Raw genomic sequence first — 16,543 nt, 5'->3', positions numbered from 1 at the left:
TTGCCGAATTGTAGCCGGACCATGTGGAATAAGATTGCCATTTTTATTATCAAGTACAGGCTGAGGCTGTTGCTCCTTTTAGCTGTGCTTACTGCTTTTATGGCTTACCATGCCAGAAACGCAGAAATGTCTTACGATTTTGCCAACGTCGTTTCCAAGGACGACGTGGACATGCAGTACTTCCAGCGCTTTAAGCAAACTTTTGGCGAAGACGGGAATATTCTGGTGGTCGGCATGCAGGACAACAAAGTATACAAGCTGCAGAACTTCCTGGAGCTAAAGGCCCTGTCAGATGAGCTGAGCCAGGTGGAGGGCGTGAAAGCCGTAATCTCGCTGCCAAACCTGGTGCAGGTGGTAAAAGACACCGCCGAGCGCAGGTTCACCACCGCCGCCATCTTCCCCGTTATGCCCCAAACACAGCCTGATCTCGACAGCCTGCTGCAGGTAGTGCGCAACCAGGGTTTCTACGACGGTCAGATCATCAATAACAAAACGGGCGCCACGTTGCTGGCCATCACCGTAGACCCGGCTTACCTGAACTCTGCCCGCCGGGTAGGGGTGATGGATAACATCACAGCTCATACGGATGCCTTCTCCAAAAAGACAGGTATCAAGCTGCATTATGCCGGCCTGCCTTTCGTACGCGCCGTGATGACAACCAAAGTGGCCGCCGAAATGCAAATGTTCCTGCTGCTGGCCCTGCTGGTAACAGGCGTGACGCTGTTTATCTTTTTCCGCTCGTTCTACGCCGTTATCTTCCCGCTGCTCATGATCAGCATGGTGGTGGTGTGGGTGCTGGGTACGCTCTCGTTGCTGGGCTTTAAGATCTCGCTGCTCACAGGTTTGATTCCGGCCATACTTGTCGTGATCGGTATACCTAACTCCACCTACCTGCTCACACGCTACCATTACGATTACCGTAAGCACGGCAACAAGATCATGGCCCTTGCCCGGGTCATCAGCAAGATAGGGGTCGTGAACCTGGTAACGAATACCACCACGGCCATCGGCTTTATCGTGTTTACCTTTACCCATGTGGCCATCCTGTATGAGTTTGGTGTGGTGGCTGGCCTCAACATCTTCGTCACCTTTGTGATGAGCATTGTGCTAATCCCAATCGTGTTCTCCTACCTGCCGCCGCCGAGCCGCCGCCAGCTGCGCCACCTCGATGCGCGCCCGCTAAACAAGCTGCTGGAGTTCTTCGACTACATTGTGCACCGCAAGCGCCACCTGGTATACTTCTTCACGATCTTGGCCATAGGCTTATCGTTGCTGGGTATCTATAAAGTGAAGACGGTGTCTTATATGGTGGACGACCTGCCGGAGGAAAGCAGTGTGAATGCCGACTTGGCGTTTTTCGAGAACCACTTTAACGGCGTGATGCCGCTGGAGATTATCGTGGACACGGGCACAAAGCAGGGCGTGATGCGCCTGCCCAACCTGAAGAAGCTGGCCCAGCTGGAGGATTTCCTGCGCACGCAGCCCATCCTTTCTGCCCCGATATCGGTGGTAGGCTTGGTGAAAACGGCCACGCAGGCCTTCTATGAGGGGGATCCAAACTCCTACCGCCTGCCCGATAACACCGAGCGCAACTTTATCTTCAGCTACCTGGCCAAGCAGAACGACGGGGCCAACCAGCGCCTGCTCCGCGCCTTCGTAGACAGCACCGGCCAACGCGCCCGCATCTCCCTGAAAGTGGCGGATGCCGGATCCAGGGAGCTCGATACACTCATCATCAACAAAATAAAACCGGAGCTGCGCGAGATTTACGGCGGTGAGGGTGTAACGGAAACGGAGGAAGGCAACACCATGACCTTTACCCGCAACGACTCCGGCGCCCAGACCACCGTGAGCCTTACCGGCACGACGCTGCTGTTCATCAAAGGCAATGAGTACCTGATCAACAACCTGCGCTCTAGTTTGCTGCTGGCCTTTGTGTTGGTAACTATTGTGATCGCATTGTTGTTTAAATCGGCAAGGGTTGTAATCATATCGCTGATACCGAACATGATACCGCTGCTGATAGCTGGTGGCCTGATGGGCTTTTTCAACATCCCGCTAAAGCCAAGCACCGCGCTTATCTTCAGCATCGCGCTGGGCATCGCCATCGACGACTCCATTCACTTTCTGGCCAAGTACAGGAGTGAACTGCTGTCGAACGGCTTTAACGTGAGCCGGGCCATTACCACGAGTTTAACAGAGGCAGGCACCAGTATGATCTATACGTCGGTGATCCTGTTCTTCGGCTTCGTGATCTTTGCCTTCTCGGAGTTTGGCGGTACCAAGGCGCTGGGCGTGCTGATGTCGGTGAGCTTGCTGATTGCATTATTCACAAACCTGATTATATTGCCAACTTTGCTGATGAGCTTCGACAGCGGCAAGTATGAGCGCGACCCGTATGCCCTGATAGAGCACTACGACGAGTTCTACCTGGAGCACGAGGACGAGGAACTAGACCTGAGCCAGCTAAAGTTGAGATTAGAGGAAGAAGTAAATCTTGAGGAAGACAATAAACCAGAAAATGGTAAAGTACAACGAGTATAAAAACCTGAACTACGCCAAGGTAGGCGAGGATGTACTGGAGTTCTGGAAGCAGAACAACATCTTTGAGAGATCGGTGGCCACCCGTGAGGGCAACACGCCGTTCGTGTTTTACGAAGGACCGCCTTCAGCCAACGGTACGCCGGGCATTCACCACGTGATGGCCCGTGCCGTAAAGGATATTTTCTGCCGCTACAAAACCCTGAAAGGCTTTCAGGTGAACCGCAAAGGCGGCTGGGACACCCACGGCCTGCCGGTGGAGCTGCAGGTAGAGAAAGAGCTGGGCATCACGAAAGAGGATATCGGTAAGAAGATCACGGTAGAGGAGTACAACCAGCGCTGCCGCGAAACGGTGATGCGCTTTAAGAACCAGTGGGATACCCTGACCGAGCAGATGGGCTATTGGGTAGACCTGAACAACCCCTACATCACCTTTGAGGATGAGTACATCGAGTCTTGCTGGGCCCTGCTGAAGAAGCTGTACGACAAAGGCTATTTGTATAAGGGTTATACTATTCAGCCTTTCTCGCCGGCTGCCGGCACCGGCCTTAGCTCGCACGAGCTGAACCAGCCGGGCTGCTACAAAATGGTAAAAGATACCACCATTGTGGCGCAGTTCGAGGTGAAGAAGATTACCCGTAACATGTTCCTGTTCGAGCGTGAGGAGGAGAACGTATACTTCCTGGCCTGGACCACCACACCATGGACGCTGCCTGCCAACACAGGGCTTGCCGTAGGTAAGAACATCAAATATGTAAAGGTTAAAACCTACAACCCATACACCTTCGAGCCGATCTCGGTTATACTGGCCAAGGACCTGGTGAGCCGCTACTTCAACGCGAAAGCCGCTGACCTGGCTTTGGCAGATTACAAGGCAGGCGATAAGCTGGTTCCTTTTAAAGTGGTGGAGGAGTTCACCGGCGCCGATCTGGCAGGCGTGGAGTATCACCAACTGATGCCGTACGTGCAGCCGGACAAGCCCGCCTTCCGCGTGATCATCGGGGACTATGTAACGACAGAGGACGGTACCGGTATCGTGCACATCTCACCGACCTTTGGTGCCGATGACGCCCGCGTAGCCGCGCAGAACGACATCCCGGCGCTGCTGGTAATGGACGAGAACGGAAAGCCTTCTCCGATCGTGGACAGACAAGGCCGTTTTGTGAAGGAGGTTACCGACTTCGCTGGCATGTACGTGAAGAACTATGCTAAGGAAGACGAATCTGCCGCCGACTACAAGCCTACCGATGTTAAGATCGCCATCAAACTAAAAGAAGAGGGCAAAGCCTTTAAGGTAGAGAAGTATGAGCACACCTATCCGCACTGCTGGCGTACTGATATGCCGGTGCTGTACTACCCGCTGGATAGCTGGTTCATCAAAACCACTGCCGTAAAGGACCGCCTGATCGAGCTGAATAAAACGATCAACTGGAAACCGGAGTCTACGGGTACAGGCCGCTTCGGCAACTGGCTCGAGAACCTGGTGGACTGGAACCTGTCGCGCTCGCGCTACTGGGGCACCCCGCTGCCAATCTGGAGAACAGAGGACGGCGAAGAGGAAATCTGCATCGGCTCCATCGCGCAGCTGAACGATGAGATTGCCAGAGCAGTGGATGCCGGGGTAATGGATGCCTCTGTGGAGGTGAAAGACCTGCACCGCCCGTATGTGGACAACGTGGTGCTGCTAAGCGACTCCGGAAAGCCAATGTACAGAGAGCCAGACCTTATCGACGTGTGGTTCGACTCTGGCGCCATGCCTTATGCACAGTGGCACTACCCGCTGGAGAACAAGGAAATCTTCGAGCAGAACTTCCCGGCAGACTTTATCGCCGAGGGGGTGGACCAGACACGCGGTTGGTTCTTTACCCTGCACGCGCTGGCCGTAATGCTGGAGGACAGCGTGGCGTACAAAAACGTGATCGCCAACGGCCTGGTGCTCGACAAGAACGGCAACAAAATGAGCAAGCGCCTCGGCAACGCCATCGATCCGTTTGAGATGATTGGCACGTATGGCCCGGATGCCGTGCGCTGGTACATGATCTCCAACGCGCCGCCTTGGGACAACCTGAAGTTTAACCCGGATGGGGTGGTGGAGACGCAGCGCCGTTTCTTCGGTACGCTGCAGAACACGTACTCCTTCTTCGCGCTTTATGCTAACCTCGATAACTTTACCTACGCCGAGGCCGATGTGCCGATGGCGCAGCGCACCGAGTCGGACCGTTGGATCATCTCGAAGCTGAACACGCTGATCCAGGACGTGGACACGTTCTACGAAGACTACGATCCAACCCGCGCCGCCCGCGCCATACAGGATTTTGTGGTGGACGACCTGAGCAACTGGTATGTGCGCCTGAACCGCAAGCGCTTCTGGAAAGGCGAATACAACACCGACAAGATCGCCGCGTACCAGACGCTGTATACTTGCCTGGAGACAATCGCAAAACTGGCTGCTCCGGTGGCTCCTTTCTACACCGAGCAACTGTACCGCGACCTGAACTCAGTGAGTGGCAAGCATAAGGAAGAGTCGGTGCACCTGGCATACTATCCGGAGGTAAACCACGAGGATATCGACATAGACCTGGAGGAGCGCATGCAGCTGGCCCAGACTATCTCCTCTTTGGTGCACTCGCTGCGCAAGAAAGAGATGATCAAGGTACGCCAGCCGTTGCAGCGCATCCTGATACCGGTGCTTAACCCGAAAATGAAGCAGCAGATTGAAGCGGTGGCCGATCTGATCCTGAGCGAGGTGAACGTGAAGGCCATCGAGTACATCGACGACACGTCCGGCATCCTGGTGAAGAAGATCAAACCGAACTTCAAGAAGCTGGGCCAGGTGTTCGGGCCGAAGATGAAGCTGGTGGCTGCCGCCGTGCAGCAGATGGGCCAGGAGGATATTGCCAGGCTGGAGCGTGAAGGTGGCTTTGAGGTGATGCTGAACGAGGAGGAAACCGCCGTGCTGACGCCGGAGGACGTGGAGATCTCTTCAGAGGACATCCCGGGCTGGCTGGTGGCCAGTGAGGGCAAACTGACGGTGGCACTGGACATTACCCTGACCGAGGCGCTGAAGCAGGAGGGCATCGCCCGTGACCTGGTAAACCGGATCCAGAACCTGCGCAAAGATTCTAACCTGGAGGTGCAGGACAAGATCCGCATTGTGATGCAGGAGTCGGAGCCGGAGGTAAACGCGGCAGTGGCAAACTATGGCAACTACATCTGCGCCGAAACACAGGCCCTGAGCCTGGACCTGGTGCCGGAACTGGCCAGTTCTACATTGCTGGATATCGATGACTATAAAGTGTTCATCAACATCCAGACAGAGCAAAACGCAATTGCCTAAACCATCAGGAGCACCAGGGAACAAATAGATTCCTGGTGCTCCTGTACTTATAAAAAGTCTACTGCAGCGGCCGACATGTAAAGTGCCTGCTGCTTAATGTTCTGATATGAAATACGGAAAATATTACCTGGCTGCTCTTGCCGTGATTTTGGTAGATCAGGTTGTGAAGCTGATCGTGCACTACAACATGGAGATGGGCCTGCCAGGTGAGATCCACTTGATAGGAGACTGGCTGAAACTGCATTATACCTTGAACCCGGGCATGGCCTTTGGCGTGGAGCTGGGGTCAGAGTACGGCAAACTCATCCTGACGCTGTTTCGCCTGGTGGCTATGTTTGGCATTAGCTATTACCTCTACTATCTGGTAAAGCACAAGGCCCCCAAAGGCCTGATCTGGTGCATTTCCCTGATATTAGGCGGTGCCATCGGGAACCTGATCGATAGCACCTTCTATGGCGTGTGGTTTGATAACGCCCCCTATGGCTCATCCACGCCGTGGTTCCATGGGCAGGTAATCGACATGTTCTACATAGATATATGGGAGGGCATTGTGCCGCATTGGGTGCCGATATTCGGCGGCAAGCCCATGTCGCTTTGGCCGATCTTCAACGTGGCCGACTCGGCCATTTTCATTGGTGTGCTGCTGATTTTGTTTAACCAGAAGCGCTTTTTCGGGGAGCACCACGAGGAGCATAAGCAGCGGCCCGTAGAGCAGCAGGGACTGTAGCAGCAAATATAAAGTATAAAGTACAAAAGCAGAAGGCTGCTCCGGGTGGGGCAGCCTTTTTGTTTTGCCGGGGCATTCCCTGGGAGTGCGGCAATAGCTTAGCAGCACGTGCCAAAGCGTTTTAGCGCCTCCCAACAAATTAAGGTACATCAGAATGGTGAAACAGTGAGAGGCTCCTCGGTGCAATCACAAAATTTACGGCTATATTTCGTGCTTTTTTCCAGTAGTTATACTTGTAACCTGTTCAACGCATGAAACTGCCCAAACTTTTAGCCTCTGCATTCTTAATCGCTTCTCTGTATGCCTGCAATGATTGCGAGGATGTGAACCTGGGGAAACTGGAGTTCACGGGTGAGCTTAGCGCTTTTGTGCCAGCGCCGGATAAAACCTATCATGCCACGCTTGAGGAAGCTAAGCTGCCGATGAGTTATGGAGTACCCGGTAAGTATACCACAGTAGAGGTGCCTGTTCGAAAGAAAAACTACAGCGGCAAGTTTGACCTTAACTCATGTAAAGAGTATTACACTGCCGAGGAAAAAGAATACATAGGTCAGATCAGTGGCGAAAGCCGGTTCAGCATAAAGCTAAAGCTCAGGAAAGACGTGGACCCGCAGCGGTTCAACAGCATTTATGGCAAACCTGACGTGAGCGATGTGATGGAGTTCACAGTGGGGTACAAAACCAGGTTCCCTAGTTCGGTAACCTATGTTAACCAAACCTACACCGAGTACACTACCACGCGCACCTTTGTTTTAGATGATGCTGCCACTTCAACGTTCAATAAAATTACCTATACCCAAGAGTTTCTGCCAACGGTAACCCTGCAGGGAGTGGAGCATGCAAACGTTTATCACTTTTTCCTCAACGAGGCACTGCGCTACAACGCGGATGAACGGTATTTTCAGCAGTACTACCCGTTGGATTACGTACAGGGCATCTATGTGAAAGAAGGCGTAGGGTTGATACAAGCTTACACTGCCGGTGGCGAACAGATAGGCATAGCCATGGACTAGCTAATACGGCAAAAAACGCTATTTTTACCTGAAGCAAAACCTTCTTCGCCCTTGCCAAGCTCCACACCCATACTTCAGATCGAAGAGTTAGAGACAATCTTCTCCACGCGCCACAGCAAGGTCACGGCCGTGGACAAGGTGTCGTTTGAGGTGTATCCTGGTGAGACGGTCGCGATTGTGGGGGAGACTGGATCGGGTAAGTCGGTTACGGCGCTTTCGTTGATGCGGCTGCTTGATGCCGGAGGCGCAACAACAGGAGGGAAAGCCATTTTCCGGTCAGCAAAGTATGGCGAGGTAGACCTGTTGCAGCTCCCGGAGCAGCAGATGCAGCGAATCAGGGGCAATGAGATCAGCATGGTTTTCCAAGAGCCGATGACCTCCCTGAACCCGGTTTATACCTGTGGAAAACAGGTGGCGGAGGTGCTGCTCTTACACACCGATCTTTCTAAAAAAGAGGCCAAAAAACGCGTTGTGAAGCTTTTTGAGCAGGCAAAGCTGCCACGGCCGGAGAAGGTTTACGATGCTTATCCACACGAGCTGTCGGGGGGGCAGCAGCAGCGCGTAATGATTGCCATGGCCATGGCCTGCGAGCCTGGCATACTTATCGCCGACGAGCCGACCACCGCCCTGGATGTGACGGTGCAGGCGCGCGTGCTGCAGCTCATAGACGAGTTGAGGGTAAGGAAAAACACGGCGGTCCTCTTCATCACCCACGACCTGGGGGTGGTGGCCGAGATAGCCGACCGCATCCTGGTGATGTATAAAGGCAAGGTGGTGGAGCAGGGGAAAGTGCTGGACATCCTCACCAGCCCGCGGCACCCCTACACCAAAGGTCTGCTGGCCTGCCGGCCCACGCTGTCTGCCGCGCCACAGGCCATGCTTCCCACCGTGTCGGATTTTATGCTGGAGAATTCAGCAGGCACCATCATCGAAAGGCAAAAGCAAGCACATGAGCCGTCGCGGGCAGAGGTAGAAAACTCCTATGCGGGCACAGTAGCAAGTATAGAGCACCAGCAGGAGAGCCGCCAGAAGCCACCACTGCTGCAGGTGGAGAACCTGAAAGTATACTTCCCCCTCCGGAAAGGCTTCTTTAGCCGCACCACCGACTATGTAAAAGCTGTGGACGGGGTGAGCTTTGAGGTGAGGCCCGGGGAGACCATTGGCCTGGTGGGCGAGTCGGGTTGCGGCAAAACCACACTGGGCCGTGCGCTCCTGCAACTGGTGGCGCCCACGGAGGGGCGTATCCTCTTTAACGGACGCGACTTGGCCGGGCTACACCCGGAAGAACTCCGCCAAAGCCGCCGCGATTTCCAGATGATCTTCCAGGACCCCTATGCCTCGCTGAACCCTATGCACACCGTGGGGGAGGCTATTCTGGAGCCGATGCAGGTGCATAACTTGTATAACAGCAAGAAAGAGCGCTGTGGGAAAACCATGGAACTGCTTGATATGGTGGGTCTTGCGCCGGAGCACCTTCAACGTTATCCACATGAGCTGTCTGGGGGGCAACGGCAGCGGGTAAGCATCGCGCGGGCCCTGGCGCTGCAGCCAAAGTGCGTAATTTGTGATGAGTCGGTGTCGGCCTTGGATGTGTCGGTGCAGGCACAGGTGCTGAACTTGCTTAACAAGCTAAAAAAGGAGCTTCACATCACCTTTCTTTTCATTACCCACGACCTGGCAGTAGCAAAATATATGTCGGACCGTATACTAGTGATGAACAAGGGCAAGGTCGTAGAGAGCGGCACGCCGGAGCAGCTCTTCCGCCAACCGCAGGAAGCGTATACGCGTAGGCTTATAGACGCTATCCCGAAAGGTGAACCAGAGGACATTATGGCCGCTCAGCAGCACCGGGAAGCCTTGAGAGCCGGAATGTTGTAGCGGCGGCTGCCTTGGACCTGATAAACTATTAAACGCGTAATTTTATGGAACAATCATTTCATGAACCGGATTGGGAGTTTCATTTCAGGAGCGTAGACAACAAACCTGGCTCTATAGCGGTAGACCTGGGCCTTGCCAAGATCGCCCCGGTAGCCGACCAGCCCAACCTCCTGCAGGTGTCGGTCAACATTGTAGACCCGCGCCCCGACGGCCTTTCCTCGTTGCAGGAAACCATTGTGTTGCAGAGCCTGGAGGATGACCTGGAGGAGACGCTGCGAAAGTCATGCAACGCCACCTATGCCGGCCGCCTTACCTCTAACGGGCAGCGCAAGGTATACTTTTACATGGGCGAGGCGAAAGACTATGCCGAGCACGTGCAGCAGGTCATGCAGCGCTATAACGGCCACGCCTATACCCTGAGGTTGGTGAAAGACAAGAACTGGAGCCGGTACTTTAACTTTCTGTACCCCGAGCCGGAGCAGCTGCAGAGCATCAAAAACCGCAAGGTGCTGGAGGAGTTGGAGAGCAATGGCGACGACCTGAGCAAGGAGCGGCAGGTGGATCACTGGATCTACTTTAAGACCGAAAAGGACAGAGCAGGCTTCCTGCAAAGCATAGGCAACGATAACTACAGCGTCATCACCAGTGATTTTCTGGCCTCCTCCGCCGACTACCCGCACCGCCTGCACATCAGCCGCACCGACAAGATAGACCACCAAAGTATAGACAAAGTAGTGTTGCACCTGCGGCGCCAGGCCCAGAGGCACAACGGCGACTACGACGGCTGGGAGACGTCAATCGAAGTATAAGCCGATCCTCCCGCCTCAGGCACTCCCCCTTATTTCCGCCGGCACTCCTCATTATATAGAAAATTCTCTATAAATTGAAGTCGATTTACCACCAACTTTAGCCAAAGACCCCTTAGCGGCGTATAGTAGATTTAAACTATTTAAGCTAAAGATTGTAAATGGCAGTGGCGGCTTATTGGCCGCCCCCCATACCGACGAAGATACATGAGAAGCAACAAAGACAAAAGAGGCGGCAAAGACAAAGAGAGCCGCAGTGATAGAAGTGACAGAGGCCGCTCTAGCAGAAGAGGAGGCGAATCATCATCAAACCGCAAAGAATCCGCCAGAGAGGCATACGCCCGTAAAGAGCCATCGAACCGCAAGGGCGCGCCCAAGTCGGCGAAGGCCGTTGTGCTGGAGGTGTTCTCCAACAGCCCCGACACCGTGTTTACCATGCGCCAGGTTACCCGCCGTTTAGGCGTAACTGACAAGCATGGCCGCGAGCAGGTGCAGAACCTGGTAAAGGCGCTGGTGCGCGAGAACAAACTCTTGGCTGTGGACGACGACAAGTACATGATGAACCTGAAGGTGGAGATCGTGACGGGGCGCGTGGATTTGGCCAACAGCAAGTATGCCTACATCGTGTCGGCGGAGCGTGAGGAGGACATCCGCGTGTTCACTGAGCACCTGATGTACGCCATGGACGGCGACCTGGTGAAAGTGGAGGTGCTGCCATCGGTGCGCGGCGGCCGCCAGGAGGGCGTGGTGGTAGAGGTGCTGGAGCGATCCCGCACCGAGCTGGTTGGCCTGATGGAGCTGTCCAAGAACTTCGGTTTTGTAGTGCCCGACTTCAAGCGTTTATACTTTGATATTTTTGTGGGAGAGCGCCACCTCAACGATGCCCAGTCCGGCGACAAGGTGCTGGTGCGCGTGCTGGAGTGGCCGGACAAGCCGGGCAAGAACCCGACGGGTGAGGTGATCCGCGTGTTTGGCCCTGCCGGGGAGCATGAGGCGGAGATACATTCTATCATGGCCGAGTTTGGCCTGCCGTTCGAGTTTCCGGAGGCAGTGGAGGAGGAGGCTGAGAGCATCTCCGAGAAGATACCGGCCGGCGAGATAGCCAAGCGCCGCGACTTCCGCGATGTCACCACCTTCACCATAGACCCCGCCGACGCCAAGGACTTCGACGACGCCCTGTCTATCCAAAAGCTGGAGAACGGCCATTGGGAGATTGGTGTGCACATTGCCGACGTAACGCACTACGTGCACCCGCGCAGCGTGCTGGAGAAAGAGGCTTTCCACCGGGCCACTTCCGTGTACCTGGTGGATAGAACTATCCCGATGCTGCCCGAGCGCCTCTCCAACGGCCTCTGCTCGCTTCGGCCAAACGAAGAGAAGCTGACCTTCTCGGTGGTGTTCGAGCTGGACGATAACGGCAAGCTCTACGACACCTGGTACGGCCGCACCATCATCTACTCCGACCGCCGTTTTGCTTACGAGGAGGCGCAGGAGCGCATCGAGACCGGCGAGGGCGACTTTGCCGAGGAGATTAACATCCTGAACAACATCGCCAAAAAACTGCAGGCCAAGCGCTTTAAAAACGGTGCCATCTCCTTCGAGACAGTAGAGGTGAAGTTTAAGCTGGATGAGAATGGCAAGCCGCTTTCCGTTTACGTGAAGGAGCGCAAGGACGCGCACAAGTTGATAGAAGAGTACATGCTGCTGGCCAACAAGCGCGTGGCCGAGTTTGTGTTTAACCTGGGCAAAGGCAAGAAGCGCCCTACCATGGTGTACCGCACGCACGGTAACCCCGATCCCGATAAGCTGAGCACGTTCTCGCTCTTCGCCCGCAAGTTCGGCTACAAAGTAGACCCAGAGGGCGATATCTCTGAGGAACTGAACCACCTGACTGCCGAGATTGAGGGCAAGCCGGAGCAGAGTGTGCTGCAGAACCTGGCCATCCGTACCATGGCCAAGGCCAAGTATAGCACCGAGCCCGAGGGGCACTTTGGTCTGGCTTTCGATCATTACTCCCACTTCACCTCGCCCATCCGCCGCTACCCGGATATGATGGCGCACCGCCTCCTGCAGCACTACCTCGACGGAGGCAATTCAGCGGACAAGGAGGAGTATGAGGAGCGCTGCCGCCACTCCTCCGAAATGGAGAAACGCGCCGCCGACGCTGAGCGTGCCTCTATCAAGTATAAGCAAGTGGAGTTTATGAAGGATACCATCGGAAATCAATACAAAGGGATTGTTTCCGGTGTCACAGAATGGGGTATCTTTGTGGAGATCGAGGAGAACAAGTGTGAGGGCATGGTGCGCCTGGCCGACATCAACGACGATTACTACGAACTGGATGCCGATAATTACCGCATCATCGGCCGCCAGACCAAGCGCATCATCTCATTCGGGGATGAGGTGCTGGTAGAGGTGAAAAGCGCCAACCTGGCCGACCGTACCATCGATCTGGACCTAATCGAGACACTTAAACAACACTAAGGTACCCTGTGGATATTACCATCCTTTCTGAGAAGATAAACCATACCTTGTCCGCGCTCCGTTACGGTGAAAATCCGGTGGAGCTTTACGAGCCGATCCGCTACATCATGGCGCTGGGCGGCAAGCGCATTCGCCCCATGCTGGTGCTGCTGGGCGCCAAAATGTTCGATGACGACGTGGAGAAGGCGCTTTTGCCGGCTGCGGCGGTGGAGGTTTTCCACAACTTCACGCTCATGCACGACGACATTATGGACAAGGCACCGCTGCGCCGCGGGCAGCAGACTGTGCACGAGAAGTGGGATGCCAACACGGCCATCCTTAGTGGCGACGTGATGCTGGTGCGCGCTTACGAGCTGCTGCTGAACGTGGAGCCCGAGAAGCTGCCGCTGGTGCTGCGTCTGTTCAGCCGCACGGCCGCCGAAGTATGCGAGGGCCAGCAGATGGACATGAATTTTGAGCGACGCGAGCAGGTCAGCATCCCCGAGTACATCCACATGATCACGCTGAAGACTGCGGTGCTGGTAGGGTTTAGCCTGGAGCTGGGCGCTATCCTGCAAGGGGCGCCTCAGGCGGATGCCGAGCACCTGAAGGCGTTCGGCGACAACATCGGTATAGCCTTCCAGCTGCGCGATGATTTGCTGGACGTGTATGGTGACAAAGCCAAGTTTGGCAAGCAGGTGGGCGGCGATATCCTGTCGGATAAGAAGACGTTCCTGATGCTGACGGCGCTGGAGCAGGCCAACGAGCAGCAGCGGCAAACTATCATCGGCTGGCGCGACAAAACGGATGAAAGTATAGCGGAGGAGAAGGTGAGGGCCGTCACCGAAGTATACGACCAGCTCCACATCCGCCACCAGACGGAGCAGCAGATCGACCTGTACTTCCAGCGGGCTATCCAGCACTTAGATGCCATCGGGCTGCCGGAGGAGCGCAAGAGCACCGTTCGTGGCCTGGCGCTGCAACTGATGGAGCGCGACAGTTAAGGATTAAAAAAAGCCCTTCATAGCGGAGGGCATTTTTCTTTGCGGTAAAACAGAAAGTACAGTTTTCTTTAAGACAGGCGAGTGTTGTTTCGCAGAGCCTCAAGGTCTTCCAGGCGCAGCCGGCTGAAGTCTTCCGTTACCAGGTCGGCCAGGGAGAGATCCTGGTTACCGGAGTTGGCCGATTTATAGCCGATGCACATCATGCCGGCGGCTTTGGCACCTTTAACGCCGTTGCTGCTGTCTTCTATCACGATAAAGTTAGCCGCAGGCTCCTGATAGCGCTGCGCCACTTCCAGGAAGATGTCCGGAGACGGCTTTCCGTTGCGCACATCCTCGCTGCTGACGATGAAGTCGAAGTAGTGTCTGAAGCCCAGTTTTTCCAGGATCAGAGCGATGATGTTGTGGGGAGAGGAGGAGGCGACGGAGAGGTTGTAGCCGTTTTCCTTTAGCGTGGCCAGCAGGGTATCCACTGCCGGGATGCACTGTATCTGCCGTGCCTGTAGCTCCGCATGCTTCACTTCTTTTTCAAGCTGAAAGAGCTCGTCCACCGTGTGTGGGAGTTCAAACTGCTGTATCAGGGTTTCCCATACTCTTTTTGGGGCCATGCCTACAAAAGAATGGTGCAGGGCGGTAGGCACCTGTAAGTTTAGCTGGCTGAACAGAAGCCTCTCCAGCTCCATGTGTATCGGCTCACTGTCCACCAGCACGCCATCCATGTCGAAGATCACAAATTTTCCCATAGGGTGTCTCAAGTGTTAGATAAGAACGAAGTATACGTAGGGGGGAAGTTAAACAAAGTTTGCGGAAATACACTTTCCATACTTTGGGAGCGCCTTTGCAGGCGCCGTAAAGTATAAACGCCTGTAAACCGGCAATATTTAGTAGGAGGCATACGGCTTTGTCTTTTATCTTTGTTCCTATTCATTCCATCACTCTTTCAGAAACAGAGCATGAGCGTTACCGTAATCTTAATCATCATCACTGTTGGCATTTCGCTGTACGCCTGGCAAAACCAGACCCTGATGCATAAATGGATCTTCCAGCCTTATGCCGTGCAGCGCGAAAACTCCTGGTACCGCTTCCTTACCTCTGGCTTTCTGCACGCCGATTTCACGCACCTGCTGTTCAACATGTTCACGCTCTTCTTCTTCGGCGACGTGGTGGAGTATGTGTTCACATCAGCTTACGGCTACACGACAGGCATCCTGCTGTACTTGCTGGTATACTTGGGCGGCATTATTGTGTCAGACATCCCCACTTACTTTAAGCACCGCAACGACCCGCCGTACCGCGCCTTGGGGGCCTCGGGCGGGGTGGCCAGCATCGTCTTCTCCAGCATTCTTTTCTTCCCGACGCTGGATATCTGCCTTTTTGCCTTCCTTTGCCTGCCGGGCTTTATCTTCGGCGTTCTGTACATGATGTACTCGTATTTCTCGGGCAAGCGCATGGGCGACAACATTAACCACGACGCACACCTTTACGGTGCCCTTTTCGGGTTTCTGCTGAGCCTGGTGCTGGTGCCAAGCGCGCTGCCGAGCTTCTTTCAGCAGATAGCCAACTGGCGCATGTTCTAAGAGGGGAGCTCTCTAAATTGTACTTTTAGCGACAAATAAGATGAGGTAATTTCTACCTATGATGGGCTTTGCTACGTATAAAATGGCAGAGATCACCCATAAGACATGAAGCTGACGCAACCGTATTTGTACATTAAGTTCCTGTTAATTGCACTGTTCGCCCTTGGTGTGCATACTACCCAGGCCCAGGAAAACCGCAGTATGATGGAGTACCTGGTGCAGGAGCGGCCTGTTTTGTCGGATTTGCTTACCAAGGCAGGTTTTACCCCGCTGCTTTCCGGGAATGTACAAATTACGTTATTCGCTCCATCTGAGAGCACGCTGCAAAGTATAAGCAACGAGTCGCCGGAGCGGTTGCGGGCCATACTTTCGAGCCACATCGTAAAAGGCGTGTACCTGGAGCAAGATCTGAAAGAGGGTAAGTCGCTGACGCCGGTCTGTAATACCTCCAGCATTACCATCTACCGCAAGAGAGGCCAGACACTGGTAAACGGGGTAAGCATACAACGCCCCGATGTGCAGGTAAAGAACGGCGTGGTACATGAATTAGCGGGCATGATCCGTAGCTAAAAGCTGCTTAGGCATCTCTTGCCTGTAACAAGTGCAAGTAAACGTCTTGTTTGTTTAACCTTAGAAGCACTATAATTAGTTATTTACTACTTTACCCAATTAAAGTATAAGGCATCATGGTGATGTTACGCGTATGTTACAGGAACCATGTACAGCCCCGACAAAAATATAACGCAGGATAGCTCCAAAACATTGATTGTTAAAAACCAATGTTACGAGCTGCTGTACCATCCCCAGAAGAACAGGGTTTACCTCAACATCTACGGGTTCTGGAAGGGCCGGAACCATGTCCCTGATTACCTCAGCGACTTAAAAAAGGCCCTGGCGCTGGTGCAGCTTAACTTTACGCTCCTGCTCGACCTCCGGACCATGATCACACACCCTCAGGATGTGATGCGCCTGCACATAGAGGGGCTGGAGGTGCTGCAGGCAGGCGGCTTGAGGAAGAGCGCCTGCGTAGACCCATCGGACCGCATCGCCAACCTGCAGGTAGAGGATACTTTGGTGAAGAGCCACCTCTCCTCCAAGCGTTTTACGTCTTACTCCGAAGCCGAAGCCTGGCTGGAGGAGTAGCAGAGGCACAACCATCCCCGTAACAAAAGAACAAAACCGCGCAGGCCTGTAACCGTT

The 16,543-nt window shown here is 54.4% G+C and carries 12 protein-coding genes; 11 read left to right on the top strand and 1 reads right to left on the bottom strand.

Annotation, left to right across the window (positions count from 1 at the left end; all coding sequences use genetic code 11):
• Positions 1–21: 21 nt before the first annotated feature.
• From PXG97_RS14000 to PXG97_RS13965, 8 genes are all read left to right on the top strand, one after another.
• On the top strand, positions 22–2,544 hold the full coding sequence (locus PXG97_RS14000) for an efflux RND transporter permease subunit (RefSeq protein ID WP_276498384.1): 2,523 nt from the start codon (positions 22–24) through the stop codon (positions 2,542–2,544).
• Positions 2,522–5,878 carry an isoleucine--tRNA ligase gene (gene ileS, locus PXG97_RS13995; RefSeq protein ID WP_276498702.1) on the top strand — a complete coding sequence of 1,119 codons (3,357 nt, stop codon included), beginning with the start codon at positions 2,522–2,524 and terminating at the stop codon, positions 5,876–5,878. The genes PXG97_RS14000 and ileS overlap by 23 nt, the downstream gene beginning before the upstream one ends.
• Positions 5,879–5,984: 106 nt before the next feature.
• Complete coding sequence (locus tag PXG97_RS13990) at positions 5,985–6,605, top strand: lipoprotein signal peptidase (RefSeq protein ID WP_276498383.1); 621 nt, start codon at positions 5,985–5,987, stop codon at positions 6,603–6,605.
• A 251-nt stretch (positions 6,606–6,856) separates the two neighbouring features.
• Complete coding sequence (locus PXG97_RS13985; RefSeq protein WP_276498382.1) at positions 6,857–7,618, top strand: hypothetical protein; 762 nt, start codon at positions 6,857–6,859, stop codon at positions 7,616–7,618.
• A gap of 51 nt (positions 7,619–7,669) precedes the next feature.
• Positions 7,670–9,496: an ABC transporter ATP-binding protein gene (locus PXG97_RS13980; protein WP_276498381.1), complete on the top strand. Its 1,827-nt coding sequence runs from the start codon at positions 7,670–7,672 to the stop codon at positions 9,494–9,496.
• Between the two features lie 44 nt (positions 9,497–9,540).
• A complete protein-coding gene (locus tag PXG97_RS13975; RefSeq protein WP_276498380.1) occupies positions 9,541–10,305 on the top strand; it encodes a DUF695 domain-containing protein in 765 nt (254 codons plus the stop codon).
• A 204-nt stretch (positions 10,306–10,509) separates the two neighbouring features.
• Entirely contained in the window at positions 10,510–12,786 is a 2,277-nt protein-coding gene (gene rnr / locus PXG97_RS13970) for a ribonuclease R (protein WP_276498379.1), read from the top strand.
• 8 nt (positions 12,787–12,794) lie between these two features.
• A complete protein-coding gene (locus PXG97_RS13965; RefSeq protein ID WP_276498378.1) occupies positions 12,795–13,769 on the top strand; it encodes a polyprenyl synthetase family protein in 975 nt (324 codons plus the stop codon).
• A 68-nt stretch (positions 13,770–13,837) separates the two neighbouring features.
• Here PXG97_RS13965 and PXG97_RS13960 read toward each other — a convergent pair whose 3' ends face one another.
• Positions 13,838–14,509, bottom strand: a complete 672-nt coding sequence (locus PXG97_RS13960) for an HAD family hydrolase (RefSeq protein ID WP_276498377.1) — start codon at positions 14,507–14,509, stop codon at positions 13,838–13,840.
• Between the two features lie 210 nt (positions 14,510–14,719).
• Here PXG97_RS13960 and PXG97_RS13955 point away from each other — a divergent pair, with 210 nt between their 5' ends.
• The 3 genes from PXG97_RS13955 (at position 14,720) to PXG97_RS13945 (ending at position 16,486) form a co-directional block, all read left to right on the top strand.
• Positions 14,720–15,343 (top strand): rhomboid family intramembrane serine protease, encoded by a 624-nt coding sequence (locus PXG97_RS13955; RefSeq protein ID WP_276498376.1) that lies wholly within the window; start codon positions 14,720–14,722, stop codon positions 15,341–15,343.
• Positions 15,344–15,448: 105 nt separating this feature from the next.
• The gene (locus tag PXG97_RS13950) at positions 15,449–15,913 is read left to right on the top strand and encodes a fasciclin domain-containing protein (protein WP_276498375.1); all 465 of its coding nucleotides are present in this window, start codon (positions 15,449–15,451) and stop codon (positions 15,911–15,913) included.
• A gap of 147 nt (positions 15,914–16,060) precedes the next feature.
• Positions 16,061–16,486 (top strand): hypothetical protein, encoded by a 426-nt coding sequence (locus PXG97_RS13945; RefSeq protein ID WP_276498374.1) that lies wholly within the window; start codon positions 16,061–16,063, stop codon positions 16,484–16,486.
• Positions 16,487–16,543 lie beyond the last annotated feature (57 nt).

The organism is Pontibacter litorisediminis (assembly GCF_029360645.1).
GTDB classification, from domain to species: domain Bacteria; phylum Bacteroidota; class Bacteroidia; order Cytophagales; family Hymenobacteraceae; genus Pontibacter; species Pontibacter litorisediminis.
The sequence above is the reverse complement of the archived record's forward strand: the minus strand, read 5'-3'. Positions and strand labels throughout refer to the sequence as shown.